This is a genomic window from Acinetobacter terrae, from assembly GCF_002135195.1.
Taxonomy (GTDB): domain Bacteria; phylum Pseudomonadota; class Gammaproteobacteria; order Pseudomonadales; family Moraxellaceae; genus Acinetobacter; species Acinetobacter terrae.
Genome location: NZ_NEGF01000013.1, coordinates 1 through 25,021 on the forward strand (window position 1 = coordinate 1; position 25,021 = coordinate 25,021).

The window sequence follows — 25,021 nt, forward strand, 5'->3', positions numbered from 1 at the left end:
TTCAATTGCTCAACCATTAAATAGAAGGTTGACCATGAGATGCCGGTGTATCGCTTGAACTGAGGATCAGAAAGCTTGTTTGAATCGATGTATTTCATCCGCAGATTATGCACGACTGTTAAAAAATCTGGGGTACAAATATTAATCAAAAAGAAGGTCATTTTTTGATTTATGAAAGAGATCTAATGTTAAAAAGCATTTGTATCAAAATTTAACAAAAAGTAAGCAAATTTTGAATAAAACAAATGCTACTAATATTTTATAGTTTAAATACGAAAAAAACATTAATGATGAAATAAGCCCTTTTGAGGAGAGACACGATGAAAACTTTAAGTACGATTTTAGCAGCAACTGTATTGACAGCTATTGCCGGTACAGCAATGGCTGACGATGCAGTAGTACAAGATGGTTATGCATTTGATCGCAATCAACTTATCCCAACAGGCGTTCGTGCTGAAGTAGGTACAACTGGTTATGGTGGTGCATTACTTTGGACTGCAAACCCATACGTGGGATTAGCATTGGGTTATAATGGTGGTGAAATTTCATGGACTGATGATGTATCAGTAAATGGTACGAAATATGACTTAGATATGGACAATAAGCTAGCTTATTTAAATGCTGAGATTCGTCCTTGGGGTGCCAGTGAAAATCGTTGGGCACAAGCTTTATATATGGCGGCTGGTGTAGGTTATCTTGACAATCAATATGATTTACAAAAACGTATTGGAAATGGTGAAACCTTAAGTATTGACGGTAAAAACTATCAATTAGCTGTCCCTGGTCAAGAAGGAAATGTACGTGGGCAAATGTCTTACGAAAATGATATTGCTCCTTACCTAGGATTGGGTTTTGCACCAAAAATTAATAAGAACTGGGGCGTATTTGGTGAAGTCGGTGCTTATTATACAGGCAATCCAGATGTGAAATTAACACAAAATAATTTAGTTCCAGTAGCAGGTAATACTGTATCAGCTCAGGATGCGGTAGATAAAGAAGCGTATGAAATAGCGAATGATGATAAATTCGCGTGGTTACCAGTAGCTAAAGTAGGTGTTAGCTACCACTGGTAATTTAAAAATTATCATTCTTTAAAAAACGAGCTCCGGCTCGTTTTTTTTTTGAAGATTGAGTTTTGAAAATTAAACACTTTTAGTTAAAAACGATAACCTACTTTGCCCCCATAAGCGACAGCATTATTATTGTTTACCGAAGATAAAGGTCCAAATAAACTGCCTGGACCATTTTGTTCTTGCTGAATTTTTGCTTTATTAAACTTTAAGTATTTTATGCCACCGGCAATAAATAAATCAGAGTGAATATTATAAAAACCACCTACACCAAAACTATAAAAACCATCTGAAGGACTTAAGGTAGAAGCCGGATTACCACTACCCGAATCTAGTCCTATATCCACCGTAGAGGTGAATTTGTCATTAAATACATGAGCGAGACCTAAAGTTGTACTCCACTGATCTGTTTGATAATCCACTAAAGCGATTGGTGTATCACTATCTGAACTGATCAAGGGGGAAGTAATTTTAAAACTCTGCCAATTGACCCAACGCACTGATCCATAAATTAAATGATTGGCTGTTATGCCTGTTTGAAACTCAAGGTTGACTGATTGGGGCGTTTCTATCGTCGTGTTTTGGTCGGATGCTAAATTGAGTAAAGGGATGGCGGGAACTGTGCTTACTTGTTCATTAAATTGTTGCTTATGTCGAATTTTAGAACGATAAGTCAGTGAGCTTTGAAGGGCATATTCAGGCCGTTGATAGCTGACACCTGTAAGCCAACCACTCGCGGAATCTTTCTTTATATCCCCGATATAATCGACCAGTAAGCCCATCGATTGTCCTGAAATTTTCAAATGCGTTTTTAAGCTTTGATAACTTAAACCTGTATATATGTTCCAAGATTGATTCGGCTGGTAGCCGACTAGAGCCGTGAGATTGTTGCTATCCACTTTAAAGCGTACAGCATTGACTAAATCATCGGGACTCGTGGCAACGGGAGCTAAAGCGTAACTGACATCTGTACCAAAAGGTTGGTCATAAATCAGAGCTACAGACCAATTGGAATCGAGTTGTAATTTTAAGGCCGCATTGGACAGATAAAAGTGATTAACGAAATCTTGTGTAGAGGTTTCTTTATATACCGATGGATTACTAGCTTCAGGGCGGTAAGTATTCCCAGAAATATTCGCATCAACAAATGCGATTGAAAATCCAGCGTAATTCTTTGGTTCTAAAAATATAGCAATACTTTGGTTTGAAGTTTCAAGTGCTGCGGAAAATACTTGGGTAGGTAAAAAAATGCACATACTTATGCCAAATGCCGTAGCTTTCATAAATAACCTCAAATTAAATAATGATTTCGCTTATATATTTTGTGCGTAAAACTTGATAACACACCATGTAATTGAATTTTTTTTATGCAGCGTGTGTACTTTATGTCGTTTTATTTAGAATGAGCAAGCCTAATTTTAAGATTATTTATATTTTGATTTTTGAATGGATAATTTTTTTTATATTGCTGATAAGTAAAACAATAGAAACGGTTAGTTAAAATTAAAAAAGGGATATTCGGATATCCCTAATTTAAATAATTATGTGATTTTTAATCTTCTGGGTAAGCCACTCGTTTCAGTGCTTTGATGTCAGCTTCTGGAGAGCATAGTGAAATAAACTCATAACCATAGCCGCGTAGTAAATGACCTTTACGTACCGCAATCCAGGTGGTATTCACACCAAAAATATCGGTTGGGATCTGCTTTAAACGGTAGTCACGTTCTGCGTCATAAGCGACATTATTGACAATACCGACACCCATATTCAGTTCAACATAGGTCTTGATGACATCGGCATCAAGTGCTGACATTACAATATCCACATCAAGTCCTGCCTCATCAAAGGCTTTGTCAATTTTTGAACGGCCGGTGAAACCGCCATGATAAGTAATCAGCGGATATTGCGCCAAGTCTTCTAAAGTAATATCGGTTTTGCTGGCTAGTGGATGATTTTGTGGGGTGATAATACTGTGTTGCCAAGTATAAAAAGGCACACTTGCAAGGTTGTCTTCAGTGGTTAAAGATTCGGTTGCAATACCGATATCGGCTTCACCTTGAAGCAACATTTCAGTAATTTCAACCGGACTTGCCTGTTGCAAAATCAAATGTACTTTTGGAAATTCTTTTTTAAATTGATTCACAATCGGCGGTAACACATAGCGTGCTTGCGTATGTGTGGTTGCAATCGTGAGCGTGCCTTCATCGACGCGATTAAAGTCATCTGCAAGACGTTTAATATTGTCTGCATCGACCAGCATGCGTTCAACAATACCCAGCAAAGACTGACCCGGCTCAGTTAAACCCAATAAACGTTTACCTTTACGGATAAACAGTTGCACACCCAGTTCATCTTCTAAATCTTTAATGTGTTTACTCACACCCGATTGGGATGTGTAAAGTGCGGCTGAAGCTTCAGTTAAATTAAAGTTTTGTCTAACGGTTTCTCGAATAATTCTTAATTGTTGAAAATTCATAATTCTTTGTACCTTAACCCTAAAAGAGGATGGGGCTTTTTTTGCCCCATCTATTTGTTATTAAGCGACGTCATTGGCAAATAAATGCAATGCAGTTGGGCTTAACCACACAGTTTGATTCGGTTTGAATTGATGTAATTTCGCTTCTTCAGAGTTAAGCGAAATTTCAATTAAATTACCTTGGCGATCCTGAAGTTCTGCAAGCACTTTACCGGCAATCCAGATTTCACGTAAGAAAGTGGCTTGAATGGCATTTTCTTGCGGAGCAGCATGAATGCTGAGTTCATTTGGACGCGCAAATGCAATAATTTCACCTTGTGGAGCATCATTCACCTGTGGCAATTGAATGCGGTCTTCACCAAGATGAATGATGCCTTGCTGATTTTGACCTTCGAAACGATTTGCCTGACCAAGGAAATCGAAAACAAACGGCGTTGCCGGTTTTTCATAAACTTCACGCGGTGAGCCAATCTGCTCTACATTACCTTTGTTCATCACGACAATTTGATCCGCCACTTCCAATGCTTCTTCTTGATCGTGCGTTACAAAAATAGAAGTGATATGCAATTCATCATGCAAGGTACGTAACCAGCGACGCAGTTCTTTACGTACCTTGGCATCGAGTGCACCAAACGGTTCATCCAGTAACAGTACACGAGGTTCAACAGCGAGTGCACGCGCCAAGGCAATACGTTGACGTTGACCACCCGATAACTGAGCCGGAAAACGATCCGCCAAGAAGCCGAGTTGAACCAAATCAAGTAAACGGGTAACACGTTTTTTGATTTCCGCTTCAGAAGGGCGTGTCGAGCGCGGACGAACACGCAAACCAAAAGCAATGTTTTCAAATACAGTCATATGACGGAACAAAGCATAGTGCTGGAAAACGAAGCCCACTTGACGTTCACGAACGTGAACATCGGTGGCATCTTCACCTTCAAGAATCACTTGACCACCATCAGCCGATTCTAAGCCTGCAATGATGCGGAGCAGAGTGGTTTTACCGCAGCCAGATGGACCCAGTAATGCCACCAACTGACCATCTGGAAAATCCAGTGAAATGTTTTTAAGTGCATGGAATGCACCAAAGTTTTTTTCAATATTTTTAACTTGAATACTCATGATGTCATTCCTTAAGAAACTTGTGAATCTTCATTACGTTTGTTTTGCTTTTCTTGGCGAATCTCAACCCATGTTTTTAAAATCAGGGTCACAATGGCAAGTAAAGCCAACAGCGAGGACACCGCAAACGCAGCACTAAAGGTATATTCGTTGTATAGAATTTCTACGTGTAACGGCAAGGTATTGGTTTCACCACGAATGTGACCAGACACCACCGATACCGCTCCGAATTCACCCATCGCACGGGCATTACACAGAATCACACCGTAAATCAGACCCCATTTAATATTCGGTAAGGTCACTTTACAGAAGGTTTGCCAGCCAGAAGCACCGAGTACAATCGCAGCTTCTTCTTCTTCAGTTCCTTGCGCTTCCATTAAAGGAATCAATTCACGCGCAACAAAAGGAACGGTAATAAAGATGGTGGCAAGCACAATGGCAGGCACGGCATATAACACTTTGATGTCGTGATCCATCAGCCAGCTGCCCATCCAGCCTTGAGTACCAAAAATCAGTACTAACATCATACCTGCGATGACAGGCGATACAGAGAAAGGGATGTCAATAATGGTGGTTAAAATGGATTTACCACGGAAGTTGAATTTCGCAACAGACCAGGCCGCAGCGACACCAAACACCACGTTTAACGGCACGGCAATGGCAGCTGTCAATAAAGTCAGTTTTACTGCAGATAAAGTATCTGGATTGATCAAGGCTTGGAAATAAACCGCAACACCTTGTTTAAAGGCTTCAACAAAGACCAGAATTAAAGGCAGAATCAGGCAGCTTAAGAAAAAGATCAGCGCAATGGTAATCAGCAGATTACGTACCCATGTCGGTTCACGGGTGGCATCGCGAGATTGCAGTTTTTCTGCTAAAGCATTGCTATTGGTGATTAAGCTCATGGTGCAGTTCTCCCTGTACGGCGGCTTGCCCACGCTTGTAGCAAGTTAATCAGGAATAAAATCGCAAATGACAGCACCAACATCACCACCGCAATCGTCGTTGCACCTGCATAATCATATTCTTCTAAACGAGAAATAATCATCAGTGGCGCAATTTCAGTTTCATAGGGCTGGTTACCTGCAATAAAGATCACTGAACCGTATTCACCTACACCACGTGCAAATGCCAATGCAAAACCCGTCAGTAATGCAGGGAACAGAATCGGCATAATGATTTTGGTAATAACCTGAAAACGGTTGGCACCGAGTGCAGATGCAGCTTCTTCCAGTTCGGTTTCCAGGTCACTTAAAACAGGTTGTACTGTACGAACCACGAAAGGTAAGCCAATAAAAATCAGCGCAAGCGTGATCCCGATCGGAGTGTAGGCCACTTTAATGCCAATCGGTTCCAGGTACTGACCAATCCAGCCTGTAGGTGCGTATAAAGAAGTCAGTGCAATACCGGCAACTGCAGTTGGCAGGGCAAAGGGTAAATCAACCAAAGCATCAATAATTCGTTTGCCAGGAAAGCTGTAACGAACCAAGCACCATGCCAGTAATAAGCCAAATACCACATTGACTAAGGCTGCAATGAGTGCAGCACTAAAACTTAACTGCAAAGATTTTAGAATACGTTCTGAACTTAAAATTTCCCATAAACCGTCCCAGCCAATGCCCAGTGATTTAATAAACACCGCAGAGAGTGGAATAAGAACAATTAATGACAAATACGCTAGGGTAAAGCCTAGAGAAAGACCAAATCCTGGCAGCACTCGGGATCGCTGCGACATGATTACTCCTCAAAAGAGAAAATGCTGACCAATAAAGTCAGCAAAAATAAAAATTTAATTCGGCACAAGCATAATTTGCAGACTTCAAATTGCAAATTTAAAATAACACTTGCTCTCATCAGAAAAATTGATATGTTGCAGTACATTTTCTGAAATCAAATAATCATAAATTTCAGGAAATGGACCAAAACCAGAAGCAACATTAATATGTCCGACTTGACCCAGATTAATAGGATTGAGCTTCCATGCTTTGGCTAAGCATTTGGCATCTTCAAAATTTAACCAAGGGTCGTTTTCACTAATCAGTAAAGTGGTCGGAACGGCAATTTTAAGTTGGTGAAAATAGCGTTGATAATCTTGCTGGCTATTACGTGCAAAGCCAGATTCACCAAAACGTGCAGGATTCGCTGGAGCAACCAAAATCAAATTTTTAATTTTTTGATTTAATTCCGGGTGCTGAGCCAATGCTGCAACAGTGGTTAGGCAACCAAAACTATGCGCAACAATTTGAATATGACCTTGAATCGGACGAACTGTATTTACAAATTCTGCAATCCAATCTTGTAAGACAGGTTTGTTCCAATCTTTTTGTTGCACACGAGAGCATGACATGAGTTGTCGTTGTAACCAGGATTGCCAGTGAGCAGGTTCACTGCCACCTACGCCTGGAACAATTACGGTATGAATCATGTCGATGCTCCTCTATCTTTCTAGCACTTATTTCGCGCTATTGGCTTTTACGATTTGGTCAAAGATGCCACCACTTTCAAAGTGGGCTTTTTGAACTTTATCCCAGCCACCAAATTCCTGGTCAATGGTGACAAGTTTAAGTGGCTTGAATACATTGCTGTATTTTGCTAACACTTTTGCGTTACGTGGACGGTAGAAGTTACGTGCTGAAATTTCTTGACCCAATGGAGAGTACAAGAAGTTCAAGTAACCTTGCGCTAAGTATTTATTGCCTTTTTTCTCAGCATTTTTTTCTACGATCGCAACGGGTGGCTCAGCAAGAATTGACAAGCTTGGCGTTACGATTTCGAATTTACCGGGTTGTTCACGAATCGCTAAGTGCGCTTCATTTTCCCAAGCCAGTAATACGTCACCAATACCACGCTCAGCATATGTTGTAGTTGCGCCACGTGCGCCAGAATCGAGTACTTTGGTGTTTTTATAAATTTTACGAACGAATTCTTGAGCCGTTTTGTCGTTACCGCCGGCTTGGTGTTTCGCCCATGCCCAAGCAGCTAAATAGTTCCAGCGTGCACCGCCAGAAGTTTTAGGGTTTGGAGTGATAATGCCTACCCCTGGTTTAACCAAGTCGCCCCAGTCTTTTAGACCTTTCGGGTTGCCTTTACGTACCAAGAACACAATTGTAGATGTATAGGGTGTTGAGTTGTGAGGAAGTTTCTTTTGCCAATCAGCAGGAAGCAGTTTTGTTTTTTGTTCAATGACGTCAATATCAGCAGCAAGCGCAAGCGTCACGACATCAGCATCTAAACCATCAATCACCGCACGCGCTTGTTTACCAGAACCACCGTGAGATTGCTTGAAGTTGATTTTTTGACCGGTACGGCTTTCCCAGTATTTACCGAACTGTTTATTGACATCTTCATAAAGTTCACGGGTTGGGTCATAAGAGACATTTAGAAAGTCTTTTGCCAGAGCGCCAAAAGATGTTGCAGAGATAACTGCTGCTAAAACCCCTAACTTTAATTTTGCTGAAATGCTCATGCCAACCTCAATATTCTTAACTGTTTTGTAACATGAATGCAGAATAGCGCCATTCTTTATGCATAAAAAATAATAAAAAATGAATTTTATATGAATAAAAAAGATAAATAAAACCTGTTCTGTATCCAAAGCATTGGCCTTATCATTAAAGCCAATGCTGCTTTTGATCTTCCAAGATTATTTGGTGCTATTTGCTTTCACGATCTGGTCAAAAATGCCGCCATTATCGAAGTGAGCTTTTTGTACTTTAGTCCAGCCACCAAATTCCTTGTCAATTGTTACCAGTTTCAAAGGTTTGAATACTGATTTGTATTTTGCCAATACAGCGGCATTGCGCGGACGATAGAAGTTATTGGCAGCAACGGTTTGACCTGCAGGTGAATACAGGTAGTTTAAGTAAGCTTTAGCGACCGTGAGATTGCCATCTTTCTGTGCATTCTTTTCAACAATCGCCACTGGCGGTTCTGCCAAAATAGACAATGATGGTGTGATAATTTCAAACTTGCCCGGCTGTTCACGAATCGCTAGGTGTGCTTCGTTTTCCCACGCCAGTAATACGTCACCGATACCACGCTCGGCAAATGTTGTTGTTGCACCCCGTGCGCCTGAGTCAAGAACTTTGGTGTTTTTATAGATTTTACGTACAAATTCTTGCGCTTTGGCATCGTTACCACCTGCCTGGTGTTTCGCCCAAGCCCATGCTGCTAAATAGTTCCAGCGGGCACCGCCAGACGTTTTAGGGTTTGGGGTAATGATGCCGACATCTGGTTTAACCAAATCGCCCCAGTCTTTAATGCCTTTCGGGTTGCCTTTATGTACGAGGAATACGATAGTTGATGTATAAGGTGTAGAGTTATTTGGAAACTTTTTCTGCCAGTCTTTTGGAAGAAGATTGGTATTTTCTGCAATGGCATCAATATCTGCTGCTAGTGCTAATGTCACGACGTCTGCATCAAGGCCATCAATGACTGAGCGTGCTTGTTTTCCAGAACCGCCGTGTGATTGTTTGAAAGTGAGATCTTGGCCTGTACTTTTTTTCCAATACGCACCAAACTCTTTATTATAGTTTTCATACAATTCACGGGTTGGATCGTAAGAAACGTTTAAGAAGTCTTTTGCTAAAGCGCCAAAAGACGTTGCCGAAATAAGTGCTGCTAAAACCCCGATTTTTAATGAGCGCATTTTTTACTATCCTTTACATTTAAATTATTTATGTTCTGTACAAGGCGGAGAATAGCGTCATCTTTTTTATTAAAAAAATAATAAGAAACGAATTTGATATGAATAAAACAGCTATCAATTCAGCGTCGCTATTTTTAAACTAAGTCATCATTCACAGGATGTTTGCATATGCCATGTTTTAAAAATGCACAGGAAATAAACGAAATTTCATTATTGGATCGTGCTTTCCATTATGGTGATGGCTGTTTTACGACTGCGCGTGTTCGGCATGGCAAAATTGAGCTTGAAGCATTACATACGGCACGTCTGCATTTAAGTTGTGAACGACTGCTGTTAAAAGCAGATTTGAGTTTGATTCAAAAAAGCTTAGGTTTATTGCGACAGCAATTTCTGGAAGTGAATGGCACACTTAAAGTCATCATTAGTCGTGGTGAAGGGCAGCGCGGATACAGTTTGCCTGATCATCCAGCGGATGTATGGGTATTTTTTTATCCTAAAGTGGTGGAAGATTTTCAAATTGAAAAAATTAAATCGGGTGTGCTGCAACAAGCATTGGGACTGACCATGCCCAGTTTGGTCGGTTTAAAAAGCCTGAATCGTTTGGAACAGGTATTATTAAAAAATGAGGCTGATCAACATGGATGGGCGGAAGCACTAGTGACCGATGTGCAAGGCACTGTTGTTGAAGGAGTAAGCAGTAATTGTTTCATTCGTTTAAACAATGCATGGATTACCCCGGAACTTCGTTATAATGGCATCCATGGCGTGATGCGGGCAGAGATTTTGGCGCGTATGCAGCAGCAAGGTATTCATTGCGAACAGCGTTTTATTGATATGGAAGAAATTTCAAAATTTGAAAGTCTGTTTTTCTGTAATGCCTTAAGTCCAATGAAAGTTGTGACTGAACTTAATCAGCAAGCTTTGAATGTTCAAGCGTGTATTGAACTGTTTAATATCCTTCAATTGACTCAGATTCGTTAATATGTCCAGCACAAACAAAAACTCAAAAAAGAAAGCCACAAAAGTATTTCCATTGAAAGGTTTCGTCGTTCTATTCATAGGTTTCGTGGTCATGGCTTCAGTCATCTTATGGTCAAGCTTGTTTAAGGCTTATCCTGTCGAAGGTGAAAAGCAGCTGCTGGCCATCGGCACAGGTGATACCTATTCAGGCTTTATTAATCGTTTAGCCAAAGAAGATAAAGTCAGTTTCCCGATTATATTAAAGCTTTATCAAAAGTTTATCATTCATGACAGCATGAAAGCCGGTGTGTATGAAGTGCGTCAGGGCATGACGATTCGTCAAGTGATGGATATGGTCGCGAATTCTGAAAATGCACAAATGAATCGCATTCTGGTGATTGAAGGCACGACCTTTAAGCAGTTAATTGAACTTCTAAAGAAAGATAATTTAGTCACCAAAGAAGTGCTGAATCTTCCTCAAGATCAAATGCTGCAAGCGTTGGATATTCCGTTTAATCATCCTGAAGGTCTATTTGCACCGGATACGTATTTCTTTGCCAAAGGCGAAACAGATAAAAAGATTCTGACAGATTTATATAACCGCCAAATGAAATCTTTAGATGCTGCATGGGCAAATCGCGCCTCTGACCTACCTTATAAAGATAAATATGAAGCTTTGATTATGGCTTCAATTGTGGAAAAAGAAACCAGTCTCGATCGTGAATTGGAACAAGTTTCTGGGGTCTTTGTACGCCGTTTAAAAATGGGGATGCGTCTGCAAACTGACCCAACTGTGATTTATGGTATGGGAGATAACTATAAAGGCAATATCACCCGTACAGATTTGCGTACACCGACTGCCTATAATACCTATACTAACAATGGCTTACCGCCAACACCAATTGCCTTGCCAAGTCAAAAAGCGATTGAGGCAGCGATGCATCCGGATGCATCAAACAATATTTATTTTGTCGCAACCGGCAATGGTGGACATAAATTTACCGCAAGTTTAGATGAGCATAATCGTGCAGTGCAGGATTACTTGTCAGTTTTAAAATCGAAGAAGGAGTGATGGATGTTTATTAGTTTTGAAGGCACTGAAGGTGTCGGGAAAACCACACTCATTCGTAAAATTTATGACTATTTAGAACAGCAAGGTCAGCAAGTGGTGCTTACTCGTGAGCCGGGCGGTACACCGATGGCAGAACAAATCCGTTCGCTACTGTTGTCGGTCAATCATGAAGAAAGCATGTCCAATGATACTGAGTTGCTTTTAATGTACGCTGCACGTGCGCAACATTTGCAGCAAGTGATTGTGCCGGCATTGGCTACAAGTAAAACTGTACTCTGTGATCGTTTTACCGATGCCAGTTTTGCCTATCAATGTGCGGGGCGTGGATTAAGTAAAGAAAAATTGCAATTATTGAATGCAAATTTTGTCTCGCATATGCCGAATATCACTTTTTGGCTGGATGCACCGACGGAACTGGGCATGTTACGCGCACGTGAACGTGGAGCACTCGATCGCTTTGAACAGGAGAAAGCCACTTTTTTTGAGAAAGTTCGATCAGGTTATCAAGAGCTGTGGGAACAACAAGGTGAACGGATTAAGCGTTTAGATGCTACTCAAAGTCCTGAACAGGTGTTTGAACAGGCAGTGGCTTATCTGAAATAACTTTTTCAGATTGAAACAAAGATCAAAAAGATCAGTGCTTAAGGTGAGTTATTCTTTTATATTCAGTATCATCAGGGATGAAGATGAAATATAAATGAAAAGTACTAAGGCAGAGATTATTTCTTTTTTACAGGCTGAATTTCCACAAAGTCTGGAAAAATGCGAAATAGAAGCAGTGACTGAAAAAGCTGCATCCATTATTTATCATGTGGCTGCTGCTGATTTAAGACCCGGCGGAACGGTATCAGGACCAACCATGATGACTGCTGCCGATTATGCACTTTATATTGCGATACTAGGCGAGATCGGCATTGTTGCTTTGGCAGTGACCACCAATCTATCCACTAATTTTTTAAGAAGGCCATCCGCAGAACAGGATATTCGTGCAGTTTGCCGATTGATGAAAGTGGGCAAGGCACTGATTGTCGGTGATGTTTGGTTATATTCCCTTGATTCGGATGAACCGATCGCCCATGTTGTGGGTACTTATTCTATTCCACCTCAGCGATAATTCTAGTCTATGGTCGAGTTAAAAAGCCGAACATTTCTGTTCGGCTTTTTACGGGTTTTGCCTGTGCTTAAATTTAACTTTCTGCATTAACCAACGGTGTTTCCACTTTAAAGTTGGGTGGAGTCAGTACAGTTTTACGTAATTCATCCGCCAATTCAGGATAGTCCAAGGTGAAGTGCAGACCGCGTGATTCTTTACGCTCCATGGCACAGCGCACAATCATCTCGGACACGAGCACTAAATTACGCAGTTCAATCAGATTCTTGCTGACTTGATAATCTTGATAATACTCAGTGATTTCCCGTTTCAGCATTTCAATCCGGTGTAGCGCACGTTCTAAACGTTTCGTGGTCCGTACAATGCCGACATAGTTCCACATGGTCTGACGCAGTTCATCCCAGTTTTGCAAAATCACCACATCTTCATCAGGGTTCATGACCTGAGAGTCATCCCAGGCCGGTACATCTGGGGAGATGTAATCGGTATTGAACTGACTTTCGATATGTTTTGCAGCACTCATTCCATAGACAAAACATTCTAAAAGGGAATTACTTGCCATTCGGTTAGCACCATGCAAACCAGTATAAGAGGTTTCACCAATGGCATAGAGTCCTTCAATGTCGGTCTGGCTATTTTCATCGACCATCACTCCGCCACAGGTATAGTGCGCAGCAGGAACCACCGGAATCATTTCTGTAGTGATATCGATGCCCAGTTCTAACAAACGGGCATACAGGGTAGGGAAATGTTCCTTCACAAATTCAGCAGGTTTATGGCTAATGTCGAGCCAGACATGACGAATACCCAAACGCTTAATTTCATAGTCAATGGCACGCGCCACAATATCACGTGGTGCAAGTTCAGCACGTTCGTCAAAACGCAGCATGAAGCGTTCACCATCGGGCAGACGTAAATAAGCGCCTTCACCACGCATGGCTTCAGTAATTAAAAATGAACGCGCTTGAGGATGATAAAGACAAGTTGGATGGAACTGGTTGAATTCCATATTGGCAACGCGGCAACCGGCACGATAAGCCATGGCAATACCATCACCGGTGGCAATATCAGGATTGGATGTATACAGATAGGCTTTCATTGCCCCGCCACATGCCAGAGCAGTAGAAGGTGCTAAGAAGGTATGTACTTTTTCAGTTTTTTCATCGAGCGCGTATAAGCCAAGAGCACGATTGCCTTGATCTTTCAGCCCTAATTTTTGCGAAGTAATTAAATCAATGGCAATATAATTTTCAAAAATAGTGATGTTTTGTTTTTCTTGGGCACGTTCAACCAAAGTAGTTGAAATGGCGCGACCGGTTGCATCTGCGGCATGGATAATTCGTCGCTGTGAATGCCCACCTTCACGGGTTAAATGGAGTTGTTCTTGTTCATCTAAGGTGAATTGCACACCATGCTTTAAAAGAAAATCAACCGAAGGTTTACCACCTTCAACCGTCTGTTTTACCGCCTCAATCTCACATAGCTGTGCACCTGCAATCATGGTGTCATCAATATGCTGTTCAATTGAATCGGTTTCATCTAAAACAGCCGCGACACCGCCTTGCGCATAAAAAGTACTGGCATCAGTTAAAGTCGATTTTGCCAAAACTGCAATATTGAAATGATCGGGTAGCGATAAAGCCAGACTTAGGCCAGCACCGCCACTTCCCACAATGATCACATCAAAATGATGCGTAGTGTTTAAATTAGACATGTCCATCAGCTAATTTGAAAAAAAGTTCGCTAATAACAACGCTTTTTTGATCAAAAAACAAGAGTAAATATGCTAATGTATGATGAGAAAAAGTAATAAACCAACAAACTTTTAAGAAAACTTTAAGCTGTTGTTTATACAAATATAATCAAACATATTATTACCCAAGATAGACAAAGTTTATGCTAGAAACTGTCTACACATATTTATAACGAAATGGAGCGAATGCTTGATATGAAAAATCGCTATGTACAAAAAGGAATTTATGCTGCGGTATTTACGATAGCTGCAGCGCAAACACAAGCAGCATCGTCAGTAGACTTTTCCAATCTGGTAGAACAAGTCAGTCCGGCAGTGGTCAGCGTAAATGTCGTTAAAAAAATGACAGAACAAGAATTGCTGCAGCAGCAAGTTCCTGAAATATTAAAACGTTTCTTTGGTAATCGGGTGATTATTCCCCAGCAACAAGCCCCACAAGAAAAAACCGGTTATGGCAGCGCATTCTTTATCAGTAAAGATGGTTACCTTTTAACGAATCATCATGTGGTAGAAGATGCTTCTAAAGTTACGATCATGCTGAATGATCGCCGTGAAATTGATGCGACTGTTGTTGGAAGTGATGAGCGTACCGATGTTGCGCTTCTAAAAGTCAACGGCTCGAATTTCCCTGAATTACGTACCGGTAATGTCGATCGACTCAGAGTGGGAGAGCCGGTACTGGCGATTGGTTCTCCGTTTGGCTTTGATTATTCTGCATCAGCGGGCATTGTCAGCGCAAAAATGCGCAACATGATGGGCGAAACCTCAGTTCCATTTATTCAAACCGATGTGGCTTTGAATCCCGGGAATTCAGGTGGTCCACTGTTTAACCAAAACGGTGAAGTGGTTGGGGTGAACTCACGAATCTTTAGTGGTACTGGCGGATATATGGGCTTGTCATTCTCTATTCCGATTGATGTGGCCATGGATGTGGCAGAGCAGTTGAAAAAGAATGGCAAGGTGACGCGTTCATACTTAGGCATAATGCTGCAAGATATTGATCGTACCCTTGCAGAATCTTATCACCTGTCTAAACCTGAAGGTGCACTGGTGACACAGGTGGCGCCAAATTCACCTGCAGCCAAAGCCGGCTTTAAGTCGGGCGATGTAATCCTGAAATATAATGGCTCACCCATTTCAAGAACTTCTGATTTGTTGAATTATTTAAACCGGACTACGCCTAATCAAGTGATTCAGTTGCAAGTTTTACGCGATGATAAAACCCGTAATATCTCAGCGACAGTGACGACTGCTCCAGATGACACCCCGGCAAAAGTGGAACAAACTGCTGAGCAAAAAGGTCCTGTTATAGGCGTTAGCATTCGTAACCTAACCGCTGCTGAACAAGCACAGCTGGATATTAAAGGCGGTATTTTGGTAGAGGAAGTGAAGCGAGGCGGTATTGCTGCACAGGCACGTATGGCTGCAGGGGATATCATTACTCAAATCAATAATAAAACCATTTTGAATAGTAATGATTTTATTAAATCTGTGTCTGAGTTGAAAAAAGGTTCAATTGCTCGGGTTTCGGTTATTCGTCAAGATCAACGCGCAATTTTGGGAATGCGTATTGAATAGTCTCAATAAATGAACAGCCAAACCACTCTGAAAATGAGTGGTTTTTTATATTTTGCAATTCTACTCGATCTTAAAATTACGTAGACTGTGTTTCCTTGAACGAAATTTTTGCAACGAGTAAGGATTTAAAGAATATATGAGCACAGTTTTTGATTTAGAAATGACCGTTCAAGCAGATCATATTGACAGTTTGGGACATGTGAATAATGTGGTGTATATGCAATGGATACAGGAAGTTGCTACTGCACATATTGAGGCCTTGGGTTTGGGACTTAAGGAGTATCTTGAACTGAAACATGCGATGGTAGCGATTGAGCATCATGTGCAATATCGTAAAGCTGCATTTGAAGGCGAAAAAATTATCTTGCGTACTTGGTTGAGCGAGATCAATGCACTCTATTCTTTCCGTCAATACGTTTTCTATCGTCCTCAGGACCACAGTGTTTTATTCACGGGAAATACCAAATGGGCGTGTATCGAAATTGCAACAGGTCGACCAAAACGCATGTCACCGACATTTACCCAAGCCTATCAACCCATAGCAGCAGATATTAATCCGCTGGATTTCACCAATATTAGTTTGAAAGATTAATATTGATCGCTACATTCCTGTCAATTAAAGCTTAAAAGACCTGATTTAATTGCTGTCATTACATTCATATATCAATACTTGGGCGAGGATGGTTTATAGCAAAGTTTTGCAGAAGAAACGGACTATTTTTAAAAGCTCTCTGTATTTTTAACTATCTACTGCTTATACTGTGCAACATCTTCGGAATATCCTTTTTTGCACGTCATAAATACTTTGTTTGTTCGAGTATGTGATTGTGTGTTTTGATTTAGAGTAGTTTATGGCAGTTGCTAAAAAGTCAGTTAATATCAATAATATACGAAATTTTTCGATTATTGCACATATCGATCATGGTAAGTCGACGCTTGCCGATCGATTCATTCAAACCTGTGGTGGTCTGCAAGCTCGCGAAATGCAAGCACAAGTCCTTGATTCAATGGACATTGAGCGCGAACGCGGAATTACCATTAAAGCTACGTCAGTAACCTTGTATTACACCCATCCAAATGGTCAAGAATATCAACTTAACTTTATTGATACTCCAGGACACGTTGACTTTTCCTATGAAGTATCACGCTCGCTAGCAGCCTGTGAAGGAGCTTTATTGGTTGTGGATGCGGCACAAGGTGTAGAAGCTCAATCGGTAGCGAACTGTTATACCGCCCTTGAACAAGGTCTTGAAGTTCTTCCTGTTTTAAACAAGATTGATTTACCTCAAGCTGAACCTGAGCGTGTCGTTCAAGAAATTGAAGATATTATCGGAATTGAGGCGACAGAAGCACCCACATGTTCTGCAAAAACTGGCTTAGGCGTTGAAGGTGTTTTAGAAACACTGGTCAATGTGATTCCACCGCCAGTGGGTGATCGGGATGCTGCTTTACAAGCCTTGATTGTCGATTCTTGGTTCGATAACTATTTAGGCGTTGTCTCGCTGGTTCGTATCAAACATGGTCGTATCCGTAAGGGCGATAAAATGCTGGTCAAATCGACTGGTCAAACCCACATCGTGACCTCAGTGGGTATTTTTAACCCTAAACACACTGAAACAGGTGAGTTAGAAGCCGGTGAAGTGGGTTTTGTGATTGCCGGGATTAAGGATATTTTTGGTGCGCCAGTGGGCGATACCATTACTTTAGCGGCTACACCAGATGTTGCTGTATTGCCGGGCTTTAAAAAGGTTAAACCGCAGGTCTATGCAGGTCTGTTCCCAATTGATGCCAGCGATTTTGAACCGTTCCGTGAAGCGCTACATAAATTACAAATTAATGATTCAGCATTGTTCTTTGAACCAGAAAGCTCCGATGCCTTAGGTTTTGGTTTCCGTTGTGGCTTCTTAGGTATGCTGCACATGGAAATTGTGCAAGAGCGTTTAGAGCGTGAATATGATTTAGACCTCATCAGCTCCGCACCAACGGTAGTTTATGAATCACTAATGAAAAATGGCGAAACCATTTACATCGACAGTCCATCGAAAATGCCCGATGGTTCAACAGTTGAAGATTTACGTGAACCAATTGCTGAATGTCATATCTTGGTTCCTCAAGAATACTTGGGTAACGTCATGACATTATGTGTAGAACGCCGTGGTGTTCAAAAAGAAATGAAGTTCTTGGGTAAGCAAGTCTCATTGACTTTTGAAATTCCTCTAGCTGAAGTGGTGATGGACTTCTTTGATAAATTGAAATCATGTTCACGTGGTTTTGCCTCACTGGATTACAACTTTGTACGTTTTGAAAGCTCATCACTGGTGAAAGTGGATGTGTTGATTAATGGTGAAAAAGTTGATGCTTTGGCGATGATTGTTCATCGTAATGATGCGCGTCACCGTGGTATTGCATTGGTTGAGAAAATGAAAGAGTTGATTCCACGTCAGATGTTTGATGTGGCCATTCAAGCTGCGATTGGTGCACAAATTATTGCGCGCTCAACTGTAAAAGCAATGCGTAAAAACGTATTGGCTAAATGTTATGGTGGTGACGTTTCACGTAAGAAGAAACTTCTATCCAAGCAAAAAGAAGGTAAGAAACGCATGAAGCAAGTGGGTAGTGTTGAAATCCCGCAAGAAGCGTTCCTGGCTGTATTGAAAGTAGAAAGATAATAAGATTGAGGATATAAGCCCATGGATTTTGATTTTAATTTAATCCTTGTACCAGCCACATTAATTTTCTTTTTGGTGTGGTTGTTGGATAAGTTTGTCTTTAAACAAAGACAAACTCTAGGCAAGGATAATGAAAATTTCATTATTACATGGGCTTATGACTTTTGGCCGGTGTTGGCAGTCGTCCTGATCCTGCGTTCATTTTTATATGAACCTTTTAATATTCCATCAGATTCGATGGTACCGACATTAGAAACCGGTGATTTTATTCTGGTGAATAAATTTAACTATGGTATCCGCTTACCTATTGTAAATACCAAAGTGATTGAGGTGGGTAAACCAGAACGTGGGGATGTGATTGTATTCCGTTATCCACCACAACCGACCATTAGCTATATTAAACGTGTTGTGGGTTTGCCAGGTGATCATATTGTTTATGATCACGGTCAGCTTTCAATTAACGGTAATAAGGTCGCTAAAGTTCCAGTTGAATTTAGCCGTGAAAAAGACATTTTAGATACACCAACGTCGATTTATCATCAAGAAACACTGGGTAAACATACTTTTAAAATGCGTGAGCTTGACGGTGTAAATGTTGCACGCCAAGCACCGTTTATTAATTATGTTGAAAATGGTAAATACTCGGCTGAAAATGGTTTATATTGGGAAGTCAAAGTTCCACAAGGTCATTACTTCGCGATGGGGGATAATCGTGATCAAAGTGCTGACAGTCGTTTTTGGGGCTTTGTACCAGAGGAAAACTTAACAGGTCGTGCATTCTATATCTGGATGCATAAAGAGCCTGGTTTTAAATTGCCGTCATTTAGTCGTAACGGTAAAATTGATTAAGCATGATTGTGGAAAAATAAAAAATGCGTAAAAATCAACAAGGAGCATCCTATATTGCAATTTTAATTGCAATTATTGGTTTTGCTTTTTTAGTGAAAATTGTTATTGCTGTTTGGGGACCGTATGTAGATGATCGACTGATCGATAATCAGATTACGGAGTTAATGCAAAGTAGTCCAAAAAACATTGCACCTTCTGAATTTGAGAAACAGATGGGGCAGCGTTTCGATATGAATGGCATTCGTGATATCAATTTTAAAGATGTTGCTCAAGTCATCAATACCGATGGTCTGCAAGTGAAAAAAGATTATGAGATAAGAAAGCCGTTCTTACTCAATATAGATTTAGTGTTAAAGTTCGAGAAAAGTTTTGATCAAAGGTCAGTCCAAACTAAGTGATATGCACTTAGTCAGCCGTATCGGTTATCAGTTCAAACAGCCTGAATTATTGCAGCTTGCACTGACACACCGCTCGGTAAGTCATAAATCTAACTATGAGCGTCTAGAGTTTTTAGGCGATTCATTGTTAGGGATGATCATTGCCCATTATTTGTATCAAGCCTACCCTCATGAAAATGAAGGGCGTTTAACGCGTATGCGTGCCACATTGGTTCGTCAAGAAGCATTAGGCAAAATTGCAAACGATTTGAAACTTGGTCCGTGTTTAATCTTAAGCACAGGTGAGTTGAAATCGGGTGGACATCATCGAGAATCTATTCTTGCTGATACTGTAGAAGCGATTATTGGTGCAATTTATGTCGACTGCAATGATTTAAAAGTCTTGCAAGAAATCGTACTGAAATGGTATTTACCATATTTAGACCATATTGAGCCTACAGACCAACTCAAAGATCCCAAATCACGTTTACAGGAATATTTACAAGCCCGTAAAAAGCCTCTTCCTATTTACGATGTTGTGGATATTCAAGGCGATGCCCCGAATCAGCATTTCAAAGTGGAATGTATTATCGAGGGTTTGCCTGTATTGTATGGTGAAGGATCCAGCCGTCGCTTTGCTGAGCAAGCAGTAGCGGCAGATATTTTAAAACAATTGGAGCAGTAATCTGCATGACTACACATTCTGATCACATCGATGCTGATCACGAGCCGAAAAGCAACGGCAACGACCTGATTAATGATTTTTTCAGTTCACAAGGCACAACTATTCCTGCAGATTTTAAAAGTGGATTTGTAGCCATTGTTGGACGTCCAAACGTGGGTAAATCTACGTTAATGAACCATATTTTAGGTCAAAAACTTTCCATTACTTCACGTAAGCCGCAAACGACTCGTCATAAGATTGTCGGTATTGATACGCGTGAAAAGTCTCAGGCGGTCTTTGTGGATACGCCAGGGATGCACAAAAAAGAAGTCCGTGCCATCAATAAAATGATGAACCGTGCGGCATCTTCTGCACTACGTGACGTGAACTTGGTGTTATTTGTGGTTGATGCTCAAAAGTGGACTCAAAACGATGAACTGGTTTTGGAAAAACTTAAAAATGCAGAAATGCCGGTTATTCTCGTGATCAATAAAATTGACACTTTTGAAAATAAAAACAGTGCCTTGCCATTGATTCAAGAACGAGCGAAGTTGATGAATTTCGCAGAAATTGTTCCTGTTTCAGCTTTGCGTGCTTCAAATCTTGATCATTTGCGTGACACGATTGAACACTATTTACCGTTTCAGCCACCCTTGTATGCATTGGATCAAATTACTGACCGTTCAGAGCGCTTCCTTGCGTCTGAAGTAATTCGTGAAAAGATCATGCGTCAGTTGGGTGAGGAACTGCCGTATGATTTAACGGTGCAGATTGAGTCGTTCAAGACTGAAGAAGCGACTGTTCATGAAAAAACCGGTCGTCCAAAACCAGCATGTACCTATATCGATGCGACTATTTTTGTTGATCGCCAAGGCCAAAAAGCCATTGTGATTGGTGAAAAAGGCGCGAAGCTGAAAAAAATCGGTATGGATGCGCGCGCTGATATGGAAAAAATGTTTGAACAAAAGATCATGCTGACACTTTGGGTTAAAGTGAAAGGCGGTTGGTCTGATGATGAACGTGCATTGAAAAGTTTGGGTTATAGCGATATCTAAACCGTTTTGATAAGTAACGCTTTTATAGGGAATAGTGATGATCAAGGTATTGGCAGTTGTAGCATGTGTTTTTTTTCTGCAAGGCTGTATTCATAAACTTGTTACTGTCCCTGTAAAAGTGGCTTATAAAACCACGAAGGGCGTGGTTAAAGGAACTGCTGCCGTTGTGGGTGCGGTCATTCCTGATGGGGATGATGAAGAAACAGACTCTAAAAAGAAAAAAGACTAGATTTATTATTCATGCGAAATGAAGAATTGCATGGCTATTTAATCCATCATCGTAAATACCGTGAGCGTAGTCATATCGTGCATCTGTTTACGCAGGAGCATGGTCGCGTTGATGGAATCTTAAGACAAACGCCGCCTCCGCAATATCAACCGATTTGCTTACAAGCTTCTGGAAAATCGGATCTTAAAAATTTTACTAAACTGGAAATTGTCAATCAGCCGGTTTTTTTCTTTGGCGATGCCTTCTTTTCCGGCTTTTATTTGAATGAACTTATTCTTCGTTTGTGTCCAGTTGAAGTCGAAATGCCACAGACCTTCGTGCAATATCATCAGACCTTGCAACAACTACAGCAATTGGCACAACACGAAAATCCTCATCTTTTTCTAAGACAAATTTTGCGTCAGTTTGAACATGCACTTTTAGAAGAGCTTGGCTATGCACTCGACTTTAGCACGGATGCTCAGCAGCACGAGATTCAAGCAACACAGCACTATTTTTTTCAGCTCAATGAAGGTTTTATTCCCACCGCTCAACAGTCACGTTCAACTTTATCGGGACAGCAAATTCTGTCGATGCGTGATTATGAAAAAGGTAGGGATTTCAACCCAGAGCAGTTACAATTGTTGGCGCAACTGTATCGGCAGATGATCACCTCTCTTTTGGGAGACCGACCGCTTAAAAGCCGTCAATTGTGGGTTCAAAATACTCAATTTAAATCTTAATTTTTAATCATGGTTAGGAAATTGTTATGGCTGCATTGCTTGGTGTAAATATTGACCATGTGGCGACTTTGCGACAGGCGCGCGGAACCACATATCCAGATCCAGTCAATGCTGCATTGATTTGTGAACAAGCCGGTGCAGAAGGGATTACCCTGCATTTACGTGAAGACCGTCGTCATATTCAGGATGATGATGTGCGTCGTATGCGTCCGTTATTGAAAACGCATATGAATCTTGAAATGGCTGTGACCGCTGAAATGGTTGAATTTGCCAAAGAAATCAAGCCGCATCATGTTTGCTTCGTTCCAGAAAAACGTCAGGAAGTCACCACTGAAGGTGGCTTGGATGTTTTAGGTCATTTTGAAGAGGTTAAAGCAGCCACCAAAGCCTTGACTGCTATTGGTTGTGAAGTGTCTTTGTTTATTGATGCCGATATCGCACAAATTGATGCCGCAATTGCCTGTGGTGCGCCGACCATTGAAATTCATACCGGTGCTTATGCAGATGCAAAAACAGCAGAAGCACAACAGCACGAACTTGAGCGTATTGTTCAAGGTGCAGAATATGCCGCCTCTAAAGGTTTATTGGTGAATGCAGGGCATGGTTTAAACCTTGAAAATGTCACGCCAATTGCTCAAATTCCGCAAATTCATGAACTCAATATTGGTCATTCCATTATTGCCGATGCTGTGTTTGTGGGTTTAGCCCAAGCCGTTCAACAAATGAAAGCTGTCATTAAATCAGCAAGATAAGTTTTTAGAATTATGTCATTAATAAATTATGATGATCTGATGAAGCCAGTTCTTGGCTTCTTGGGATGTGAAACGCCTAAAGCATGGTTAGATGAAGCAATGAATAACTTGGAGTTACTCATGCAAGACCATGCCAATTGTGAAAAGAAAGCAGCAGGTACGGCCATGAACCTGATGTTTCGCTACACGTTCTTTACCGATTTGCAGGTTAAGCTGGCACAGTTGGTGCGTGAAGAAATGTTGCACTACGAACAAGTGCTTGAACTAATGACCAAACGCGGGCAGGAATGGCAATCGATTAGTGCAGGTCGTTATGCAGGTGGATTGCGCAAAGAAGTGCGGACTTATGAGCCTGAAGCTTTAATTGACATTATGGTGATTGGTGCTTTTGTAGAAGCGCGTTCATGTGAGCGTTTCTATGCGCTAGCACCGCTTGTAGATGAAGACTTGGGTCGATACTACCGTTATCTTCTCAAGTCTGAATCTCGTCACTTTGAGGATTATTTGGCATTGGCATTGGATGTCGCTCAAACGTCAAAGTTAAAAAATCCTAAAGAAGATATTCAGCAGCGTATTGCCCATTTTCGTGAAGTTGAAAAAAACCTGATTTTAACTCCGGATGATTTATTCCGTTTCCATAGCGGTGTGCCGAGTAAAGTGGCTTAATCTATAGCTTTTTATCTATAATTCTTTAAAAAATCCTCTATTTGAATAGGGGATTTTTTATATCTCAATATTTTCAGAATCTTAAAAACAAAAATGCCAACCTAAATGGATTAGATTGGCATCATTAAATCAGGCTGATTTTTATTTAGAATAAATTAAGCTTCAATGGTTTGTACGGCAATTTTCTTGGCAGGATCGGCTTTACGACGTACTGCTGGAACAGGTTCGCCATAATATTGACGGTCAGCAAAGTAGCTTGAACGAACCATCGGTGCAGCCCAAATGTTTCTGAAACCGAGCTTTTGACCATGTGCAGTGTAGCGTTCAAATTCTTCCGGTGTTACGAAGCGGTCAATCGGTGCGTGCTGCTTAGAAGGCTGTAAATACTGACCGATGGTGATGTAATCCACGTCATGTGCGCGAAGATCATCAAGCAATGCCAGTACTTCTTCTTCAGTTTCACCCAAACCAACCATCAATCCACATTTGGTCGGAATGTCAGGGCAGTACTCTTTAAACATTTTAAGCAGGTCTAATGAGTGCTGATAATCAGAACCCGGACGCATTGCTTTATACAAGCGCGGCACTGTTTCAATGTTGTGGTTGAATACGTCTGGCGGGCATTCCGTCATAATACGTAAAGCCACATCCATACGACCACGGAAATCTGGAACTAGAATTTCAAGTAATGTTTTTGGACTTAAATCACGTGCTTCTTTAATACAGTCTACAAAGTGCTGCGCACCACCATCTCGAAGGTCATCACGGTCAACCGAGGTGATGACTGCATATTTCAAACCAAGATTGGCAATGGTTTCTGCCATATGACGGGGTTCATCTGGATCAAGTGCATTTGGGCGACCATGTGCAACATCACAGAATGGGCAGCGACGGGTACAGATATCGCCCATAATCATAAAGGTTGCTGTACCGCCACCGAAACATTCCGGCAGGTTAGGACAAGCTGCTTCTTCACAAACTGTATGTAATTTTTGTGCGCGTAATGTGGTTTTAATCCGTTGAACTTCATCAGGAGCCGCCATTTTGACGCGAATCCAATCCGGTTTGCGTGGCGTTTCAACCGTAGGTACAACTTTTACAGGAATACGAGCGACCTTCTCTGCGCCACGAAGTTTGACACCCTGTTCTGGTTTACGGTTTTCAGACATATTCAACTTTTCCACTGTTTTTGACGGGGGAGATGCGAGACATAATAGCCCCTGTATTATAGCGAACTTAGGCTCAAAT

At 41.1% G+C, this 25,021-nt stretch carries 26 protein-coding genes; 16 read left to right on the plus strand and 10 right to left on the minus strand.

The genetic code is table 11. The features are described 5' to 3' along the window. The first annotated feature begins 320 nt into the window (after positions 1-320). Entirely contained in the window at positions 321-1,073 is a 753-nt protein-coding gene (gene carO / locus B9T23_RS13195; protein ID WP_086194442.1) for an ornithine uptake porin CarO, read from the plus strand. A gap of 83 nt (positions 1,074-1,156) precedes the next feature. Here carO and B9T23_RS13200 read toward each other — a convergent pair whose 3' ends face one another. The 8 genes from B9T23_RS13200 to B9T23_RS13235 all read right to left on the minus strand — a co-directional run bounded on the left by B9T23_RS13200 (position 1,157) and on the right by B9T23_RS13235 (position 9,316). Further along, positions 1,157-2,353 carry an outer membrane protein transport protein gene (locus B9T23_RS13200; protein ID WP_086194443.1) on the minus strand — a complete coding sequence of 399 codons (1,197 nt, stop codon included), beginning with the start codon at positions 2,351-2,353 and terminating at the stop codon, positions 1,157-1,159. 269 nt (positions 2,354-2,622) lie between these two features. After that, positions 2,623-3,546 (minus strand): CysB family HTH-type transcriptional regulator, encoded by a 924-nt coding sequence (locus B9T23_RS13205; RefSeq protein WP_086194444.1) that lies wholly within the window; start codon positions 3,544-3,546, stop codon positions 2,623-2,625. A gap of 60 nt (positions 3,547-3,606) precedes the next feature. Next, entirely contained in the window at positions 3,607-4,668 is a 1,062-nt protein-coding gene (locus tag B9T23_RS13210; protein ID WP_086194445.1) for a sulfate/molybdate ABC transporter ATP-binding protein, read from the minus strand. 11 nt (positions 4,669-4,679) lie between these two features. Continuing rightward, entirely contained in the window at positions 4,680-5,573 is an 894-nt protein-coding gene (gene cysW, locus B9T23_RS13215; RefSeq protein ID WP_067724987.1) for a sulfate ABC transporter permease subunit CysW, read from the minus strand. Further along, positions 5,570-6,403, minus strand: coding sequence for a sulfate ABC transporter permease subunit CysT (cysT, locus tag B9T23_RS13220; protein WP_067724989.1), 834 nt, complete (start codon positions 6,401-6,403; stop codon positions 5,570-5,572). The genes cysW and cysT overlap by 4 nt, the downstream gene beginning before the upstream one ends. An 84-nt stretch (positions 6,404-6,487) precedes the next feature. Beyond that, a complete protein-coding gene (locus B9T23_RS13225) occupies positions 6,488-7,093 on the minus strand; it encodes an alpha/beta hydrolase (protein WP_086194446.1) in 606 nt (201 codons plus the stop codon). Between the two features lie 27 nt (positions 7,094-7,120). Further along, complete coding sequence (locus tag B9T23_RS13230) at positions 7,121-8,134, minus strand: sulfate ABC transporter substrate-binding protein (RefSeq protein WP_086194447.1); 1,014 nt, start codon at positions 8,132-8,134, stop codon at positions 7,121-7,123. A gap of 177 nt (positions 8,135-8,311) precedes the next feature. Further along, complete coding sequence (locus B9T23_RS13235) at positions 8,312-9,316, minus strand: sulfate ABC transporter substrate-binding protein (RefSeq protein WP_086194448.1); 1,005 nt, start codon at positions 9,314-9,316, stop codon at positions 8,312-8,314. A gap of 168 nt (positions 9,317-9,484) precedes the next feature. Here B9T23_RS13235 and pabC point away from each other — a divergent pair, with 168 nt between their 5' ends. The 4 genes from pabC (at position 9,485) to B9T23_RS13255 (ending at position 12,462) form a co-directional block, all read left to right on the plus strand. Continuing rightward, positions 9,485-10,297: an aminodeoxychorismate lyase gene (gene pabC / locus B9T23_RS13240; protein ID WP_086194449.1), complete on the plus strand. Its 813-nt coding sequence runs from the start codon at positions 9,485-9,487 to the stop codon at positions 10,295-10,297. 1 nt (position 10,298) lies between these two features. Continuing rightward, positions 10,299-11,348 carry an endolytic transglycosylase MltG gene (mltG, locus tag B9T23_RS13245; RefSeq protein ID WP_086194450.1) on the plus strand — a complete coding sequence of 350 codons (1,050 nt, stop codon included), beginning with the start codon at positions 10,299-10,301 and terminating at the stop codon, positions 11,346-11,348. A gap of 3 nt (positions 11,349-11,351) precedes the next feature. Beyond that, positions 11,352-11,951: a dTMP kinase gene (tmk, locus tag B9T23_RS13250; protein ID WP_086194451.1), complete on the plus strand. Its 600-nt coding sequence runs from the start codon at positions 11,352-11,354 to the stop codon at positions 11,949-11,951. A 94-nt stretch (positions 11,952-12,045) separates the two neighbouring features. Continuing rightward, the gene (locus B9T23_RS13255) at positions 12,046-12,462 is read left to right on the plus strand and encodes a PaaI family thioesterase (RefSeq protein ID WP_086194452.1); all 417 of its coding nucleotides are present in this window, start codon (positions 12,046-12,048) and stop codon (positions 12,460-12,462) included. Between the two features lie 73 nt (positions 12,463-12,535). Here the strand turns inward: B9T23_RS13255 and nadB are convergent, their stop codons facing one another. After that, positions 12,536-14,179 (minus strand): L-aspartate oxidase, encoded by a 1,644-nt coding sequence (nadB, locus tag B9T23_RS13260; RefSeq protein WP_171263108.1) that lies wholly within the window; start codon positions 14,177-14,179, stop codon positions 12,536-12,538. A gap of 228 nt (positions 14,180-14,407) precedes the next feature. Between nadB and B9T23_RS13265 the strand changes: the two genes are divergently transcribed. The 11 genes from B9T23_RS13265 to miaE all read left to right on the plus strand — a co-directional run bounded on the left by B9T23_RS13265 (position 14,408) and on the right by miaE (position 23,773). Beyond that, complete coding sequence (locus B9T23_RS13265) at positions 14,408-15,790, plus strand: Do family serine endopeptidase (RefSeq protein WP_086194551.1); 1,383 nt, start codon at positions 14,408-14,410, stop codon at positions 15,788-15,790. A 136-nt stretch (positions 15,791-15,926) separates the two neighbouring features. Then, positions 15,927-16,382 (plus strand): acyl-CoA thioesterase, encoded by a 456-nt coding sequence (locus B9T23_RS13270; RefSeq protein ID WP_086194454.1) that lies wholly within the window; start codon positions 15,927-15,929, stop codon positions 16,380-16,382. Between the two features lie 259 nt (positions 16,383-16,641). Further along, the gene (gene lepA / locus B9T23_RS13275; RefSeq protein ID WP_067725007.1) at positions 16,642-18,459 is read left to right on the plus strand and encodes a translation elongation factor 4; all 1,818 of its coding nucleotides are present in this window, start codon (positions 16,642-16,644) and stop codon (positions 18,457-18,459) included. Between the two features lie 21 nt (positions 18,460-18,480). Beyond that, positions 18,481-19,308, plus strand: coding sequence for a signal peptidase I (lepB, locus tag B9T23_RS13280; RefSeq protein ID WP_086194455.1), 828 nt, complete (start codon positions 18,481-18,483; stop codon positions 19,306-19,308). Between the two features lie 23 nt (positions 19,309-19,331). Then, entirely contained in the window at positions 19,332-19,706 is a 375-nt protein-coding gene (locus tag B9T23_RS13285) for a DUF4845 domain-containing protein (RefSeq protein WP_086194456.1), read from the plus strand. Further along, positions 19,678-20,370 carry a ribonuclease III gene (gene rnc, locus B9T23_RS13290; protein WP_067725013.1) on the plus strand — a complete coding sequence of 231 codons (693 nt, stop codon included), beginning with the start codon at positions 19,678-19,680 and terminating at the stop codon, positions 20,368-20,370. The genes B9T23_RS13285 and rnc overlap by 29 nt, the downstream gene beginning before the upstream one ends. A 5-nt stretch (positions 20,371-20,375) precedes the next feature. Beyond that, on the plus strand, positions 20,376-21,404 hold the full coding sequence (gene era / locus B9T23_RS13295) for a GTPase Era (RefSeq protein ID WP_086194457.1): 1,029 nt from the start codon (positions 20,376-20,378) through the stop codon (positions 21,402-21,404). A gap of 37 nt (positions 21,405-21,441) precedes the next feature. Next, positions 21,442-21,633, plus strand: a complete 192-nt coding sequence (locus B9T23_RS13300) for an NF038104 family lipoprotein (RefSeq protein WP_086194458.1) — start codon at positions 21,442-21,444, stop codon at positions 21,631-21,633. 11 nt (positions 21,634-21,644) lie between these two features. Beyond that, the gene (gene recO, locus B9T23_RS13305; RefSeq protein ID WP_086194459.1) at positions 21,645-22,355 is read left to right on the plus strand and encodes a DNA repair protein RecO; all 711 of its coding nucleotides are present in this window, start codon (positions 21,645-21,647) and stop codon (positions 22,353-22,355) included. 26 nt (positions 22,356-22,381) lie between these two features. Then, complete coding sequence (pdxJ, locus tag B9T23_RS13310; protein ID WP_086194460.1) at positions 22,382-23,107, plus strand: pyridoxine 5'-phosphate synthase; 726 nt, start codon at positions 22,382-22,384, stop codon at positions 23,105-23,107. 12 nt (positions 23,108-23,119) lie between these two features. Further along, positions 23,120-23,773 carry a tRNA-(ms[2]io[6]A)-hydroxylase gene (miaE, locus tag B9T23_RS13315; protein WP_086194461.1) on the plus strand — a complete coding sequence of 218 codons (654 nt, stop codon included), beginning with the start codon at positions 23,120-23,122 and terminating at the stop codon, positions 23,771-23,773. Between the two features lie 155 nt (positions 23,774-23,928). On the opposite strand, the gene lipA is transcribed toward miaE, so the two are convergent. After that, positions 23,929-24,942: a lipoyl synthase gene (lipA, locus tag B9T23_RS13320; RefSeq protein WP_067725025.1), complete on the minus strand. Its 1,014-nt coding sequence runs from the start codon at positions 24,940-24,942 to the stop codon at positions 23,929-23,931. Positions 24,943-25,021: the final 79 nt, after the last annotated feature.